At 71.4% G+C, this 14,201-nt stretch carries 12 protein-coding genes; 8 read left to right on the top strand and 4 right to left on the bottom strand.

The features are described from left to right. Nucleotides 1-12 precede the first annotated feature (12 nt). The 3 genes from HUT18_RS04890 (at nt 13) to HUT18_RS04880 (ending at nt 4,621) form a co-directional block, all read left to right on the top strand. The gene (locus HUT18_RS04890) at nt 13-1,464 is read left to right on the top strand and encodes an alkaline phosphatase PhoX (protein ID WP_176098126.1); all 1,452 of its coding nucleotides are present in this window, start codon (nt 13-15) and stop codon (nt 1,462-1,464) included. Nucleotides 1,465-2,220: 756 nt separating this feature from the next. Beyond that, nucleotides 2,221-3,807, top strand: a complete 1,587-nt coding sequence (locus tag HUT18_RS04885; protein WP_176098124.1) for a TROVE domain-containing protein — start codon at nt 2,221-2,223, stop codon at nt 3,805-3,807. A 169-nt stretch (nt 3,808-3,976) separates the two neighbouring features. Continuing rightward, nucleotides 3,977-4,621 (top strand): TetR/AcrR family transcriptional regulator, encoded by a 645-nt coding sequence (locus tag HUT18_RS04880; RefSeq protein ID WP_176098122.1) that lies wholly within the window; start codon nt 3,977-3,979, stop codon nt 4,619-4,621. A 147-nt stretch (nt 4,622-4,768) separates the two neighbouring features. On the opposite strand, the gene HUT18_RS04875 is transcribed toward HUT18_RS04880, so the two are convergent. Together HUT18_RS04875 and HUT18_RS04870 are read right to left on the bottom strand one after the other, a co-directional pair. Beyond that, nucleotides 4,769-4,990: a hypothetical protein gene (locus HUT18_RS04875; RefSeq protein WP_176098120.1), complete on the bottom strand. Its 222-nt coding sequence runs from the start codon at nt 4,988-4,990 to the stop codon at nt 4,769-4,771. Between the two features lie 181 nt (nt 4,991-5,171). Beyond that, nucleotides 5,172-6,413, bottom strand: a complete 1,242-nt coding sequence (locus tag HUT18_RS04870; RefSeq protein ID WP_176104296.1) for a TerD family protein — start codon at nt 6,411-6,413, stop codon at nt 5,172-5,174. A 243-nt stretch (nt 6,414-6,656) separates the two neighbouring features. Here HUT18_RS04870 and HUT18_RS04865 point away from each other — a divergent pair, with 243 nt between their 5' ends. Together HUT18_RS04865 and HUT18_RS04860 are read left to right on the top strand one after the other, a co-directional pair. Continuing rightward, nucleotides 6,657-7,349, top strand: a complete 693-nt coding sequence (locus tag HUT18_RS04865; protein WP_176098118.1) for a TetR/AcrR family transcriptional regulator — start codon at nt 6,657-6,659, stop codon at nt 7,347-7,349. A 347-nt stretch (nt 7,350-7,696) separates the two neighbouring features. Beyond that, a complete protein-coding gene (locus HUT18_RS04860; protein WP_176098116.1) occupies nt 7,697-9,229 on the top strand; it encodes an MFS transporter in 1,533 nt (510 codons plus the stop codon). 66 nt (nt 9,230-9,295) lie between these two features. On the opposite strand, the gene HUT18_RS04855 is transcribed toward HUT18_RS04860, so the two are convergent. Further along, nucleotides 9,296-10,567 (bottom strand): MFS transporter, encoded by a 1,272-nt coding sequence (locus HUT18_RS04855; protein ID WP_176098114.1) that lies wholly within the window; start codon nt 10,565-10,567, stop codon nt 9,296-9,298. 240 nt (nt 10,568-10,807) lie between these two features. Between HUT18_RS04855 and HUT18_RS04850 the strand changes: the two genes are divergently transcribed. From HUT18_RS04850 to HUT18_RS04840, 3 genes are all read left to right on the top strand, one after another. Next, nucleotides 10,808-11,389, top strand: coding sequence for a TIGR03086 family metal-binding protein (locus tag HUT18_RS04850; RefSeq protein ID WP_176098112.1), 582 nt, complete (start codon nt 10,808-10,810; stop codon nt 11,387-11,389). Nucleotides 11,390-11,470: 81 nt separating this feature from the next. Continuing rightward, nucleotides 11,471-11,977 (top strand): GNAT family N-acetyltransferase, encoded by a 507-nt coding sequence (locus HUT18_RS04845; RefSeq protein WP_176098110.1) that lies wholly within the window; start codon nt 11,471-11,473, stop codon nt 11,975-11,977. A 277-nt stretch (nt 11,978-12,254) separates the two neighbouring features. Continuing rightward, the gene (locus HUT18_RS04840) at nt 12,255-13,307 is read left to right on the top strand and encodes an aminotransferase class V-fold PLP-dependent enzyme (protein WP_254878427.1); all 1,053 of its coding nucleotides are present in this window, start codon (nt 12,255-12,257) and stop codon (nt 13,305-13,307) included. 40 nt (nt 13,308-13,347) lie between these two features. Here HUT18_RS04840 and HUT18_RS04835 read toward each other — a convergent pair whose 3' ends face one another. Beyond that, nucleotides 13,348-13,887 (bottom strand): MarR family winged helix-turn-helix transcriptional regulator, encoded by a 540-nt coding sequence (locus tag HUT18_RS04835; protein ID WP_254878426.1) that lies wholly within the window; start codon nt 13,885-13,887, stop codon nt 13,348-13,350. Nucleotides 13,888-14,201 lie beyond the last annotated feature (314 nt).

Raw genomic sequence — 14,201 nt, 5'->3', positions numbered from 1 at the left:
AGGAGACACCACATGTCGCTCACTCGCAGGGACTTCGCCCGACGCTCGGCGTACACAGGCGCCGGGGTCGCTCTGGTCGGCACCGTCGGCGTCCTGGCCACCGCGCCCGGCGCCCTCGCCACGCAGGACACCGAGACGGCGGGCTCCGACGACGACCACGACCGGGTGCACGGGCTGGGGTACGGCCCGCTGATCGACGACCCGGAGGGCCTGCTCGCCCTGCCCGCCGGATTCTCGTACCGCGTGCTCGCCCGCACCGGTGAGACCAAGCTGGAGAGCGGCGAGTTCACCCCGGGCAAGCAGGACGGCACGGCCGCCTTCGAGGGCCGCCGCGGCGCCACCGTCCTGGTCACCAATCACGAGCTCAAGGGCAAGCGCGCGGACTGGGAGCACCCGGTGCCGCTCGCCGAGGGCCGTGTCTACGACCCGGCCGCCGCCGGTGGCTGCACCGTCGTCGAGGTCCGCCGCGACGGCCACGTCGGCCAGTGGGTCGGTATCGCGGGCACCTCCACCAACTGCGCCGGTGGCGCCACCCCTTGGGGCACCTGGCTCACCTGCGAGGAGACCGAGGACAAGGCCGGTCAGAAGGGCATGACCAAGGACCACGGTTATGTCTTCGAGGTCGACCCCGAGGACGAGCGCGCCAACCGGGAACCCAAGCCCATCAAGGCGCTCGGCCGCTACGCCCACGAGGCGGTCGTGGTCGACCGCCGCCGGGGCCACCTGTACCTGACCGAGGACGCCAGCGACCCGAACGGCCTGCTCTACCGCTGGACCCCGCCGCGCGGCTTCGAGCACGGCCGGGGCAAGCTGGCCACGCTCGCCGACGACGCGGGCGTGCTCCAGGCCTTCAAGTGCTTCGACTCCGGCGGCCGGTTCGTGGACGACCTGTCTCGCGCCACCGAGATCGGCACGGTCTACGGCATCGACTGGATCGACGTCCCCGACCGCGACGCCAAGACCGTCTCGGTGCGCAAGCAGTTCACGGACGGCGAGGTCACCCGGGCCCGCAAGCTGGAGGGCATGTGGTGGGGTGACGGCGGTGTGTACATCGTCTCCTCCTACGCCCGCGAGGAGAGCCCCGAGCAGCACGACGGCCAGGTGTGGTTCTACCACCCGGGCCGCCGCACCCTCACCCTGAAGGTGCTGCTCGGCGTCAACGAGGACCCCTCGAAGGACGGCGCCCTCGACGGCCCGGACAACATCACCGTCTCCCCGTACGGCGGCCTGATCCTCGCCGAGGACGGCGAGGGCATCCAGCACTTGTTCGGCGCCACCGACAGCGGCCGTACGTACCCGATCGCCCGCAACCAGCTCAACATCGGCACCGCCGAGGAGCCGGAGTACAGCGAGTTCGCCGGGGTCACCTTCTCGCCCGACGGCCGCACCCTGTTCGCCAACGTGCAGGAGCCGGGCATCATGTACGCCATCACCGGCCCCTGGAAGCGCCAGCCCCGCCGCTGACGCCTTCCGCCGCCCCGCGGCACGTCGTACGCGCCGCCGCCCCCGGTCCTCCGGTGGGCGGCGGCGCGCTTTCGTCCCAAGTGGCCCTCGGTGAAAGGGAGTCGTGGGCACGCCGGGCCCGGAGGGGCGCGAAAAACCCTTGGCCCCACAAGCGGCCCGCCGCCTAGAGTTCTTTCTGTCCGGGTGCGAAGGCAGGACCTACTTCCACTCTTAATGGGGAGGTCGCAGGTTCGAATCCTGCCACCGGCATTCGTGCCGGTGTAGCTCAGGGGCAGAGCACCAAATATGGTCCCGCCGCCCTGAACTCCGGATGGACAATTTCATGCACCTCCCGGTGCGCGGAACGCGGTTACTTCTCTCTCCAAGAATCCCACCGCGATCCACCTGATCTCGGGAGGCAGGCGCCGGATGCCCGGTGCGCAGGCAGCGGTTACTTCTTGATCGTAGGGTCGCGGGTTCGAGTCCCGTCATCGGCTCTGGGCCGGTGTAGCTCAGTGGGTAGAGCATACGGAACCTGTACCGCCGCCGACTTCGACCTCGGGCATCCGGTGTTCCGTCTCCCTCGTCTTCATGTCCCTTCGTGTGTACGTGCCTTGTGCGCACACGGGCATGCACGCAGTGCCTTTCCGGATCTCGGCGCCCTTTCGGGCTCCGCGTTTCCCTGCCCGAGTTCCGGGCCCAAGACCTCGCAAGAAACCGAAGTGCCTCGCAAGAAACCGAAGCACACCGCAAGACATCGAATTCGGGGGAATTCTCATGGCGCGTTTCAACACCCGTTTCGCACGCGCCCGTATCACTTCTCCGGTCCGCTCGGCGGGCCGCGGCGGCGCCCGTACCCACGAGGGCGGCCGGGGGGAGCTGCGGGACGCGCGGGGCGAGCTCTTTCTGCTCGCGGTCGCCAACTTCGTGACGCAGCAGACCTTCTACGAGAGCGGCGAGGCCCGCGACGACCGGTTCACCGCGCTGGTGCGACGGCTCGCCGTCGAGGACCCCAAGTGGACCGCCGGCCTGCTCGGCTGGCTGCGCGGACCCGGCGCGATGCGTACCGCCTCGCTCGTCGGCGCCGCCGAGTACGTCAGGGCCCGCCTGGAGGCCGGGGCCACCACGGGCCCCGCGAACCGTCAGGTGATCGCCTCCGTGCTGCGGCGCCCCGACGAGCCGGGCGAACTGCTCGGCTACTGGACCGCGCGCTACGGCCGTGCGGTGCCCAAGCCCGTCAAGCGGGGCGTGGCCGACGCGGTGCGCCGGATGTACGACGCCCGCGCACTGCTCAAGTACGACACCGCCTCGCATGGTTACCGCTTCGGCGACGTACTCAACCTGGTGCACGCGGCGCCCGATCCGGGCAAGCCGTGGCAGGGCCCGTTGTTCCAGTACGCGCTCGACCGGCGGCACCACCCCGAGAACGCGGTCCCGCCCGCCGCCGCCCGGATGCTCACGGCGCACCGCGCGCTGATGGCGCTGCCCGTGGACCGGCGCCGCGCCGTGGTCACCGCACCGGACGCCGCCGAGCGGCTCGCCGAGGCGGGCATGACCTGGGAGGCGCTCGCCGGATGGCTGCAGGGTCCGATGGACCGTGCGGCCTGGGAGGCCGTGATCCCGTCGATGGGCACGATGGCGCTGGTGCGCAACCTGCGGAACTTCGACGAGGCCGGTGTCTCGGACGAGACCGCGGCCCGGGTCGCCGCGAGGATCAGCGACCCCGAAGAGGTGGCGCGCTCGCGGCAGTTCCCGTTCCGCTACCTCGCCGCCCACCGGCACGCGCCCTCGCTGCGCTGGTCGTACCCGCTGGAGAAGGCCCTCGGGCACTCCCTGGCGAACGTGCCCGCGCTGCCCGGCCGGACCCTGATCCTGGTGGACCGCTCCGGGTCGATGTTCTGGTCGCGGCTGTCGGAGCGGTCCGATCTCACCAGGGCGGACGGCGCCGCCGTGTTCGGCACCGCGCTCGCGCTGCGCGCGGCGGACGCGGACCTGGTCGAGTTCGGAACCGAGAGCGCCGTGGTGCGTTACCGCAAGGGCGAGTCGGTGCTCAAGATCATCGATCGGTTCGGCGACCTCGGCGGCACCGACACCACCGAGGCGGTACGGCGTCACTACCGCCGCCACGACCGTGTACTGATCGTCACCGACGAGCAGTACACGCACCACCGCGGCGGCGACCCGACCTCGCAGGTGCCCCAGCACGTCCCCGTCTACACCTGGAACCTGGCCGGATACGAGGTGGGCCACGGCCCGAGCGGTGACGCGAACCGGCACACCTTCGGCGGACTGACGGACGCGGCCTTCCGGCTCGTCCCGTTGCTGGAGGCCGGCCGGGACGCCGACTGGCCGTGGCTGAACTGACCGCGCCGCAGCGGGAGTCGGAGGTGCGGGGGCCTGGCGTGCGCGCCGGGCCCCCGGCCTCTTCAAGGGCGTGAAAGCGCCTCTTGAACTCGGCGCCGGGCGTGCGATGATGCCTCCCCGCGCCGCACCGAGGAGCGGGGATTCCGTTACTTAGGTGAGAGCTGCGTCCATGACCGAGGTGAACGTTCCGCGCCCGGCCAGAGCCATGCGTGCCGACGCACGCCGTAACCACGAACGCCTGTTGCGGGAGGCGGCACTTGTCATCGCCGAGCGCGGCGAGCACGCCTCGCTCGACGAGATCGCCAAGCGGGCCGGGGTCGGCTCGGGCACCCTCTACCGGCACTTCCCGAGCCGCCACGATCTGCTGGAGGCCGTGCACGAGGGCAGTGTCGAGGAAGTCGCGTGCAGAGCACGGGAGTTGGCCGAGGCCGAACCTCCCGGGGTGGCTCTCCAGGAGTGGATGCTGACCTTCGCCCGGCAGATGGCGGGCGTCAAGGGGCTGCGTGCACTGCTCGGTTCGGCCGCCGCGGGCCCGGCCACGCCGGACGGTTCGCTCTGCGCGGGCCGGATCAGGGAGGCGGCGCGGGAACTGCTCACCGCCGCGCAGAGCTCGGGCGAGGTACGGGGCGACCTGGACGCCGCCGATCTGCTGCGTCTGGTGCACGCGGTGACCTCCGCCGCCGAACTCGCCGGGCCGGGAGCCTCGGACGAGACCACGGGGCGCTATCTGGCCCTGCTCGTGGAGGGGATCCGGGTACGGCAGCCGGACGCGCCGGTCGAGCCGCACAAGCCGCGCGAAGTCGCCGGTTCCTGAGGGGCGTTGGGCACCTGGGCGTCATCGGCGCCCTGGCAACGGACGTACGGGAGCGCCGTAAAGACGCACAAAGACCGCCGCGGGGACGTACGGGACCGGCGACCGGTGCGTACGAGACCCCCGTACCCCCCGGTACCCCCGTGCAGATCAGTCGATGTAGCCCGTCTCCGGGTCGATCTGACTGAGGAAGTCCCGGGCGGATTCCTCCAGTTCGGCCTCGGTGAGCCGGTTCGCGCCGTGCACCGAGGTGGTGAAGCCGTAGCCCGGGTTCGGGCCGGAGACCCACTCGAAGTCGTAGACGCCCGAGCCCCGTTTGGTCACCGTGAACCTCTGGCCGTCCACGGTCAGAATCCTCGGCTTGCGCGGCATGCTGCCTCCCCGTCTCGTCCCGGCCAGCCAACACCGGGGCCCGGGCGTCGGCAACCCGATATCCATAGGGCTGGGGGAGGCGGGCGATCAGAGGCACGGAACCACTGCGGCGCCGGACTCCCGTCCGGCGCCGCGGTGTTGAGCTGTGTCGTGGGGTCCTCGCGTCAGTTCGCGCCTACGGTCACAGTGCCTGCCCCGCGGGCTTGACCATGCCGCGTACGGTGCGGGACTTCACGAAGGAGCCCATGGCGGTCATCTCCCACTCGCCGGAGAACTGGCGGATGAGCTTGCACATCATCACGCCGGTCTGCGGCTCGGCGCCGGTGAGGTCGAAGCGGACCAGTTCCTCGCCGGTCTGGGCGTCGAGCAGGCGGCAGTACGCCTTGGCGACGTCCGAGAACTTCTGGCCGGAGAAGGAGTTGACCGTGAAGACCAGACCGGTGGCCTCCTGGGGCAGCCTGCCCAGGTCGACCATGATGACCTCGTCGTCGCCCGCGCCCTCGCCGGTGAGGTTGTCGCCGGAGTGCTTGACGGAGCCGTTGAGGATGGACAGCTTGCCGAAGTAGCAGCTGTCGAGGTGGTTGCGCTGCGGGCCGTAGGCGATGACCGAGGCGTCGAGGTCGATGTCCTTGCCGCGGTAGGCAGGCTCCCAGCCGAGGCCCATCTTGACCTGGCTGAGCAGCGGGCGGCCGCCTTTGACCAGCGAGACCGTCTGGTTCTTCTGCAGGTTCACCCGGCCCTTGTCCAGGCTGATCTTGCCCGCGCCGGGCACCGGGGCGGCGGGCGCGGCCGGGGCCTGAGCCGCCGCGGGAGGCGCGGCGAGCCGCGGGTCGGGGGTGCCGGGCAGAGTGGGCGGCGAGGCCGGGGGCGGCGGGGCCGCGGCCACCGGGGGCGCGGCGGGAGGTGCGGCCTGCGGGGCGGGTGCGGCCGGTTCCTCGACGGTCACACCGAAGTCGGTGGCGATGCCGGCCAGTCCGTTCGCGTAGCCCTGGCCCACCGCGCGGACCTTCCAGGCGCCGTTGCGCAGGTAGACCTCGACCACCACCAGGGCGGTCTCGGTGCCGAGCTGGGGCGGGGTGAAGGTGGCGAGTACCGAGCCGGTGGCCGGGTCGCGCACCGTCGCGGTGGGCTCGACGCCCTGGAAGGTCTGGCCCGCGGCGTCGGGGCTCGCGGTGATGACGATCTTCTCGATGCCCGGCGGCAGCGCGGCGGTGTTCACGGTGACCGAGTCGGGGGCCGCACCGCCTCCGCCCTGATACGTCACACCGGGGCCATTGGGCTGGTTGTAGAAGATGAAGTCGTCGTCGGAGCGCACCTTGCCCGAGGCGGTGAGCAGCAGGCCCGACACGTCGAGCCGCACCGGGGCGGCGACCTCGACGGCCACCGTCGAGACGGGCAGGGGGATGTTCGAGCCGGGGGTCATAGCTGTCATGCCAGGAGTAACGAGCGACCCCGCTTTACCGTTCCCTTACTTCACACGCCTTCGGTCGGCCAAACTCACCGTCGCGGTTCCTAATTGTTCGTCCCGCTTTGTCCGACCCGCGAGGGCGGCTATGACGCGGATCACTCCCGCGGTGGAATTAGTGGGGACTGTTTCCCCGTTTACCGTGGTGTCCGAGCGAAACGGGGAGTTCTTGTCCGGATCGCGTACCAGGAGTCGGTCCCCATGACCGACTGTGACCAGGAATGGGGGAATGCCGTCGTGAGTGCCGTGACCGAGACACAGCGCCGGGCCCCGAAGCCGCGGGCCGACGCCCTGCGCAACCGGGAACGGATCGTCGCCGCGGCGCGCGAGATGTTCGTCGAGTACGGCGCCGAGATCGCCCTGGACGAGGTCGCGCGGCGGGCCGGTATCGGCAACGCCACGGTCTACCGGCACTTCCCGGACCGCACGCAGCTGATGCACGCGGTCCTCCTGGAGGTCATGGACAGTGTGCAGGCGCTCGCGAGCCGTCTGCTCGTCGAGGCGAACAAGCCCGGCGGGGACGCCTTCGCCGCACTGCGTGCCTTCGCGCTCGGTGCCGCGGACAAGCGCATCGGCGCCCTCTGCCCGGCACTGTCCGCGGAATTCGACCGGAACCATCCCGATCTCGTCGCCGCGCGTGAACGCATCGACAAGGCCGTCGGCGCGCTCATGACCGAGGCGCGGGCGGCGGGACAGTTGCGTGACGACGTCGACGTCGGGGACCTGATGGTCGCCCTCGCCCAGCTCACCAGGCCGCTGCCGGGGACAGCGTGCCTGAACATGGACCAGTTCGTGCGCCGCCACCTGGAAGTCTTCCTGGACGGCCTGATGGCGCCCGCCCGCTCCCGGCTGCCGGGAGTCCCGGCCACCTTGGAGGCATTGAGGGACGGATGAGGGCGCACCGAGCGCCCGCGCATCCCGCTCCACGACACCGCCGCGTCACGTCGACCCGCGCGGGTCCCGGGTCCGTAGTGCCTGCCCGGGGCGGTCACATGCCTCCTGCCGCACCGCTTCCGGCTCTGCCGGAGTTCCGACGGCACCCACGTTTTTGTGTACCGGCCACCGGCCGGGCCGCCCCCAGGGCTGCCCGCCGTGTCGGTGCCAACCGACCAACCAAACAGCAAATGACCCGCGAAGTCCTGTGAACCTTCGAACTGGTTCGAAAACCAACGGCGTTCGGCACAGGTTTCGCAGCAGGATCGACCAGTACAACCGCCCCGTACCGCAAGGTGGAAGCTCATATGTCTCAGTCCTCACCGGGGTTGTCCCCCGGGATCACCCCCGACCCCAGGCGCTGGAAAGCGCTGGTCTTCATCGCCCTCGCCCAGCTCATGGTGGTGCTCGACGCAACCATCGTGAACATCGCACTGCCCTCGGTCCAGACGGACCTCGACATATCCGACGGCAACCGCCAGTGGATCATCACCGCCTACGCCCTGGCCTTCGGTGGTCTGCTGCTCTTCGGCGGCCGCATCGCCGACCTGTGGGGCCGTAAGCGCGCGTTCATCACCGGACTCGTCGGTTTCGCCGCCGCGTCCGCGATCGGCGGCGCCGCGCAGAACGAGGCCATGCTGCTCGGCGCCCGCGCCCTGCAGGGTGTCTTCGGCGCGCTGCTCGCGCCCGCCGCGCTGTCGCTGCTCACGGTGACCTTCACCGACGCCAAGGAGCGCGCCAAGGCCTTCGGCATCTTCGGTGCGATCGCCGGTGGTGGTGGCGCCGTGGGTCTGATCCTGGGCGGCTTCCTCACCGAGTACCTGGACTGGCGCTGGACGTTCTTCGTGAACATCCCGTTCGCCGTGATCGCCGCGGCGGGTGCCATCGCGGTCATCGCCGAGCCCTCCTTCAGCCGCAACCGCTCGCCGCTGGACATCCCCGGCGTGCTGCTGTCCACCAGCGGTCTGGTCGCGCTGGTGTACGGCTTCACTCGCGCCGAGTCCGACGGCTGGACCGACTCGGTCACGCTGATCATGTTCGTCGCATCGGCGGTGCTGCTTGCCGCGTTCGTGTTCGTCGAGTCGCGGGTGAGCGCGCCGCTGCTGCCGCTGCGCGTGGTCCTGGAGCGCAACCGGGGCGGTGCCTACCTCTCCCTCGGACTCGCCATCATCGGCATGTTCGGCCTGTTCCTGTTCCTCACGTACTACCTGCAGATCGTGAAGGACTTCTCACCGGTGAAGACCGGCTTCGCGTTCCTGCCGATGATCGTCGGCATGATCACGGGCTCGACGCAGATCGGTGCCCGCCTGATGAACCGGGTTCCGCCGAGGCTGCTGATGGCCCCGGGCTTCCTGGTCGGCTCGGTCGGCATGCTGATGCTGACGCAGCTGGACGTCGACACCTCGTACGCCAGCCTGCTGCTGCCCGCGCAGCTGCTGCTCGGCCTCGGCATGGGTACCGCGTTCATGCCCGCCATGTCGCTGGCCACGCAGGGCATCGAGCCGCGTGACGCCGGTGTCGCCTCCGCGATGGTCAACACCTCGCAGCAGGTCGGCGGCGCCGTCGGTACGGCCCTGCTGAACACCATCGCGGCCTCGGCCACCACGTCGTACTTCGACGACCATGTCGCCGACACCGCGAAGAACGCCGGTGCGATGGAGCTGCTGCGCCTGGACTCCATGGTCAACGGCTACACCACGGCCATCTGGGTCGCGGTGGGCATCCTCCTGGTCTCCGCGTTCATCGCGGCGACCTTCATCAACACCGGTGTCCCGAAGGCGCCCGAGGCCGGTGGCGAAGGCGCCGAGGACGAGGCGAAGGTGCCGGTCATCGCGCACTGACCCACCGCAGCGGGGCGGTAGGAGAAGCCTGACGGCCGAGGCCGGGGCCCACCCGCCTCGGCCGCCTCAGCCCGAGGTCCCCCGGTGACGATCTCCGTGATCGCACCGGGGGATTTCTGCTGCCCGGGCCCCGCCGCTTCCGTACGCGAGGTGCTCGGCGGCAGGAGCCCGGAGCCGCAGGAGCGCCGCGGCGCAGCACAGACCCAGACAGCCGAGGAGCGGCAGCAGGATCCGGTGGTCCACCACGGCGACCAGGCCCGAACCGAGGCCGAGCGCCACGGCGTTGGGCAGGAAGATCGCCGAGGAGGCGGTGGCGGCGGCCCGGCCGAGCAGGGCGTTCGGGGTCCGCTTCTGGACGGCGGTGAGCGCGGCCACCAGGACACAGGGCAGTCCGGCACCGATCGCCGCACTGCACAGCAGGGACACCTCGACCGAGGGGACCGCGCGCAGGGCGAGGGCCACCGAGAACACCGCCGCGCCGAGCGCACACAGCCCCCGCTCGCCCAGCCTGCGCAGCAGGGCCCCCGAGGCGAGGCCGCAGACGATGGACCCGGCGCCCTGGGCCGCGTAGAGCACGCCCGCGAAGGACGGCGGGCGGCCGAGTCCGTCGTCGACCACCGCGAAGACGAGCGCGCCGTTGACTCCGGCGAGCAGCATCACGGCGCCCGCGGCGAGCACCAGCGGCCGCAGCGCCGCCGAGCGCCACAGATACCGGCCGCCCTCCAGCGTCCCGGCGAGCCGTCCGGCGCCGCCGCGCTCGGGCCGGGGCTCCGTGGTCCGCAGCGCGAGCACGAGCAGGGCGCCGAGCAGGAAGCTCAGCGCGTCCAGGACGGCGACCGCGCGGATCCCGTACGCCGCGTACAGTCCCGCCCCGACCAGCGGCGCGAGCAGTTTGGTGCCCTCGCTCGCCGACATCCGCAACCCGTTGACCTGGCCGAGGAGTTCCTCGTCCACCACGGAGGCGACCAGTGCCGCCTCGGCCGCGTCGAGTACGAGCCCCAGGGCGCCGTAGAGCACGAGCACCGCGAAGAGGAACCAGAGCCGCGAGCCCACCACGCACAGCGTGGCGGTGACCAGGGCCAGGACCAGATTGCCGGTGATCAGCAGCGGTCTGCGGCGGGTGCGGTCGGCCAAGCCCCCGAGGAGCGGGCCCACCAGCGCGGGCGCCCACAGGGCGAAGGCGCACAGCGCGGCCAGCGAGTCGGAGCCGGTGAGGTCCTTCACCCAGACACCGGCCGTGAGCCACATCGCGGTGGAGCCGAAGCCGGACACCAGCACCGAGGCGAGGAAGAGCCTCGCGTTGCGGTCCCGCAGGACTCGCCCGATCGTTCCTGTCATGGCAGTTCATGCTGGGCCGCGGCGCGGCGGAGAGGATCGGGCATCTGCCGCATGTTTTCGTGCGGCGGGTACCTCAGACGGGACCGCGGACCTCGTACGGGTACCTCAGGCGCGGCTGTCCGCCGCCGTTGTGGCTGCCTCCGATGAGTTCCGTCCGGCCGGGCGGTCTACCTCTTGCAGCCGGATGATCCGAGAAGAGCGATCCGCGCGCCGCCCGGGCGCCGTGGAAGGAGCAGCACCATGACCGACACCCTGGACCTGGGACCGCAGACACAGGAGGTCCTGCGCCTGGCCGGTGCGGTGCGCGAGGACCAGCTGGACGCCCCGACGCCCTGCCCGGACTACGCGGTACGCCATCTGCTCGGCCACATCCTCGGACTGACCGAGGCCTTCCGCGAGGCGGGCCGCAAGAACCTCGGGCCGCTCACCGGCACGGATCCGGGCTCCAGCAAGCCGGACATCGGCCCCGACTGGCGCACGCAACTGCCCGGGCTTCTCGACTCGCTGGCAGAGACCTGGCGCGAGCCCGCGGCCTGGGAGGGCATGACCCAGGCCGGTGGCATGGACCTCCCCGGCCAGGTCGCGGGACTCGTGGCCGCCGACGAACTCGTCGTGCACGCCTGGGACTTGGCGCGCGCCACCGGACAGGACTACCGGCCCGACCCGGCCGCCCTGGAGACGGCGCACGGCTTCCTCGCGATGGCCGCACAGGAGGAGGAACGCCCGCCGATCTTCGGGCCGGTGATCGAGGTCCCCGAGTCCGCCCCGCTGCTCCACCGGGTGATCGGTCTCAGTGGCCGGGACCCGCACTGGACGCCGTGAGGCCCTGACCGCGCGCCGCCGCGGGTGGTGACGGCAGGGGAGTGGCGGAACCGCGACGGCCACCGGCACGTCCTTGCCCGCATGATCAGAAACGCCCTGCCCACCGACGCCGAGGCGGTCGCCGCCCTGCACCACCGTGCCCGCTCCACGTACTACCCGGACGGTCTTCCGGACGACGGAATCGACTGGCCGGGCCGCTGGCGCGAAGTGATCGCGCGCCCGGACACGGTGGTGCTCTGCGCCGTGCCCGAGGCGGGACAGGCACCCGCGCAGGACGGCCCGGAGGTGGCGGGCATCGCCTCGTTCCGCACCGCCGAGGGCGCGGGTGAGGAGACGGTGAAGCTGTACCAGTTCCACGTCGAGCCCGCCCGGTGGCGGGCCGGGATCGGCACCGCTCTGCACGCGGCCTGTGTGGCCGGGTGGCAGCGGCAGGGCCGCCGGTTCGCGGTCCTGGACGTCCATGTGGACAACGCGCGGGCGCGGGCCTTCTACGCGCACCACGGCTGGACCCCGGATCCGGCCTTTCCGCCCGCCGAGGGCGATCACCACCTCGCGCTGCGCCTTGAGGTACCGCTGCTCGGGGGATGAGCGGCCACCCGCCGGGCGGGGGCGTACGGGCCGCCCAGCGGAAGCCGCGCCCGTGACCGGGAGCCGCCCCGAGGCTGCGTCCGTCGTAGGTCAACCGCCTCTGCCCGACGGCATGTTGGGCCTTCGCGAACGACTCACCGCCGACCGGATTTCCGCCCCCGACGGCGCCCTACGCCCTGCCGAAGCGCAGGTCGGCGGGCATGCATAAGGATCCCTTGGACGTATCACGTAAGGATTCGCAATGGACTGGGGGCACGGCGGGCCGCACAGTGGCTGCATGGAGAATCTGGCTGGCAGCCTCGCAGGCGACGAGTTCGCCCCCCGGTCCACCTACCTCAACACCGCGAGCACGGGACTGATCCCGGCCCGTGCCGTCACCGCCATCCACGAGGCGATGCAGTCCGTCGCCGACGGCGCTCCCGTGGACATGTTCGCCGACGTGGAGGCGGCGCGGGAGAGTTACGCGCGGCTCGCGGGCGTCCCCGTCCGGCAGGTCGCGACGGGCGCCTCGGTCGCCACCTTCGTCGGACTGATCGCCACCTCGCTGCCCTCGGGCGCCGAAGTCCTCACCGCCGAGGGCGACTTCTCCTCCGCGGTCAACCCGTTCCACATGCGCGCCGACCTCAAGGTGCGCATGGTGCCGCTGGAACGCCTCGCCGAATCGGTGCGGCCGGACACGGCGCTGGTGTCGGTCAGCGCCGTGCAGTCCGCCGACGGACGGATCGCCGATCTGCCCGCGCTCCGCACGGCCGCGGCCGCCCACGGGGCACGTACCTGTATCGATGTCTCGCAGGGCCTTGGCTGGCTGGACTTCGACGCGAGCGACTACGACTTCACCGTCGACGTCGCCTACAAGTGGCTGATGTCGCCGCGGGGCGTGGCCTTCCTGACCGTGCCCGAGGACTTCGGCGGTCTCATCCCGGCGTTCGCGGGCTGGGTGGCCGGGGAGCACCCCTTCGACAACTGCTACGGCCCGGTCGCCGAACTCGCCCATTCCGCACGGCGGTTCGACGAGAGCCCGAGCCTGCACTCGTTCACGGGCGCCCGGCACTCACTGGCCTTGGTCGAGGAGATCGGGGCCGAGACCGTACGCGCCCACAACCTCGCCCTCGCCGACCGCTTCCGCGCCGGACTCGACCGGCTCGGGATCGAGCCCGTGCCCGCACCCGGTTCCGCGATCGTCTCGGTGCCGCAACTCGGCCACCGCCAGGCCGCGTTGCTCGACGCGGGCCTGGTCACCTCCGAGCGGGCGGGCAATCTGCGCGCCGCCTTCCACCTCTACAACGCGGCGGCCGATGTGGACCGGCTGCTCGACGCGCTCTCCGGCTGAGCCACGCCCGGGGGCGCGGTGCGGGCAGTGGCCGTGAGGGTCAACTCCCGCCCGTCCCGGGGCACTTGGCGCCGTCCTCCTCGGTCTGTGCGCAGAGGTTCGCCTCCACCCGGCCGAGGAGGGCGAGCAGTTGGGCGCGTTCGTCCGGTTCGAGTCCGCCGAGGGTGATGTCCTCCAGGCGTTCCCAGGCCGCCTGGACGGCGGACAGCAGCGCGCGACTGGACGCGGTCGCCTCGACCATCACCGCCCGCCGGTCGTCGGTACAACTGTGCCTGCTCACATGGCCGGACTGCTCCAGACGCTGAAGCATCTTGGTGACCGTCGAAGGGTCGAGCTCCACGGACCGGATGAGCTCCGACTGCCGCATGGTGCCGCGTTCCCACAGCAGCATCATCACCAGCTCCTGGCCGGGATAGATCCCCGCCTGACGCAGGAGCCGCCCCGCCGTGGCCCGATGCAGCCGGGCCACACGCGTCACCGCATGGCTCACCTCTCCGCACCGCGCCGCCGACGAGGCGCCGCGACAGTCGGGGTCGGCGGGTGGCGCGGTGGCGCGCTGTCCTGCGGGTCCGGTCTGCACGGGGGCTCCTCGGTCGTCACGCGGTTCGGTTCGTCGAGGCCGCGCCCCAGGGTACCTTGGTCGACCAATCATTGGGCTACAGTGTCCATGTCGACTCCTTGGCCGGCCAAGTGAGTCTCCGGGGGACAGCCATGACCACCCGGGCCCGTGATCTGCCGGCGGGAGCGGCACGGACGAGCCGCTCCCGAAGCGGTCCGCACGGGGGCGGGCGCGAAAGCAGGCGGACCCGGCTCCACGGGGGAGGCCGGGTCCACCTGTTCGTTCCTGCTCGTTCTCGTCTGTCTCGGCTGGTCTCGCCTGTGTGACTCCGCCTA

Source organism: Streptomyces sp. NA04227 (genome assembly GCF_013364195.1).
Classification (GTDB): Bacteria; Actinomycetota; Actinomycetes; order Streptomycetales; family Streptomycetaceae; genus Streptomyces.
The sequence above is the reverse complement of the archived record's forward strand: the minus strand, read 5'-3'. Positions and strand labels throughout refer to the sequence as shown.

Excerpts from the sequence above, each read along its gene's own strand:
- HUT18_RS04850 (WP_176098112.1), top strand. The coding sequence starts at position 10,808 with ATGACCGACACCCTGGACCTGGGACCGCAGACACAGGAGGTCCTGCGC.
- HUT18_RS04865 (WP_176098118.1), top strand. The coding sequence starts at position 6,657 with ATGACCGACTGTGACCAGGAATGGGGGAATGCCGTCGTGAGTGCCGTG.
- HUT18_RS04845 (WP_176098110.1), top strand. The coding sequence starts at position 11,471 with ATGATCAGAAACGCCCTGCCCACCGACGCCGAGGCGGTCGCCGCCCTG.
- HUT18_RS04870 (WP_176104296.1), bottom strand. The coding sequence starts at position 6,413 with ATGACCCCCGGCTCGAACATCCCCCTGCCCGTCTCGACGGTGGCCGTC.
- HUT18_RS04880 (WP_176098122.1), top strand. The coding sequence starts at position 3,977 with ATGACCGAGGTGAACGTTCCGCGCCCGGCCAGAGCCATGCGTGCCGAC.
- HUT18_RS04890 (WP_176098126.1), top strand. The coding sequence starts at position 13 with ATGTCGCTCACTCGCAGGGACTTCGCCCGACGCTCGGCGTACACAGGC.
- HUT18_RS04875 (WP_176098120.1), bottom strand. The coding sequence starts at position 4,990 with ATGCCGCGCAAGCCGAGGATTCTGACCGTGGACGGCCAGAGGTTCACG.
- HUT18_RS04840 (WP_254878427.1), top strand. The coding sequence starts at position 12,255 with ATGGAGAATCTGGCTGGCAGCCTCGCAGGCGACGAGTTCGCCCCCCGG.
- HUT18_RS04885 (WP_176098124.1), top strand. The coding sequence starts at position 2,221 with ATGGCGCGTTTCAACACCCGTTTCGCACGCGCCCGTATCACTTCTCCG.
- HUT18_RS04855 (WP_176098114.1), bottom strand. The coding sequence starts at position 10,567 with ATGACAGGAACGATCGGGCGAGTCCTGCGGGACCGCAACGCGAGGCTC.
- HUT18_RS04860 (WP_176098116.1), top strand. The coding sequence starts at position 7,697 with ATGTCTCAGTCCTCACCGGGGTTGTCCCCCGGGATCACCCCCGACCCC.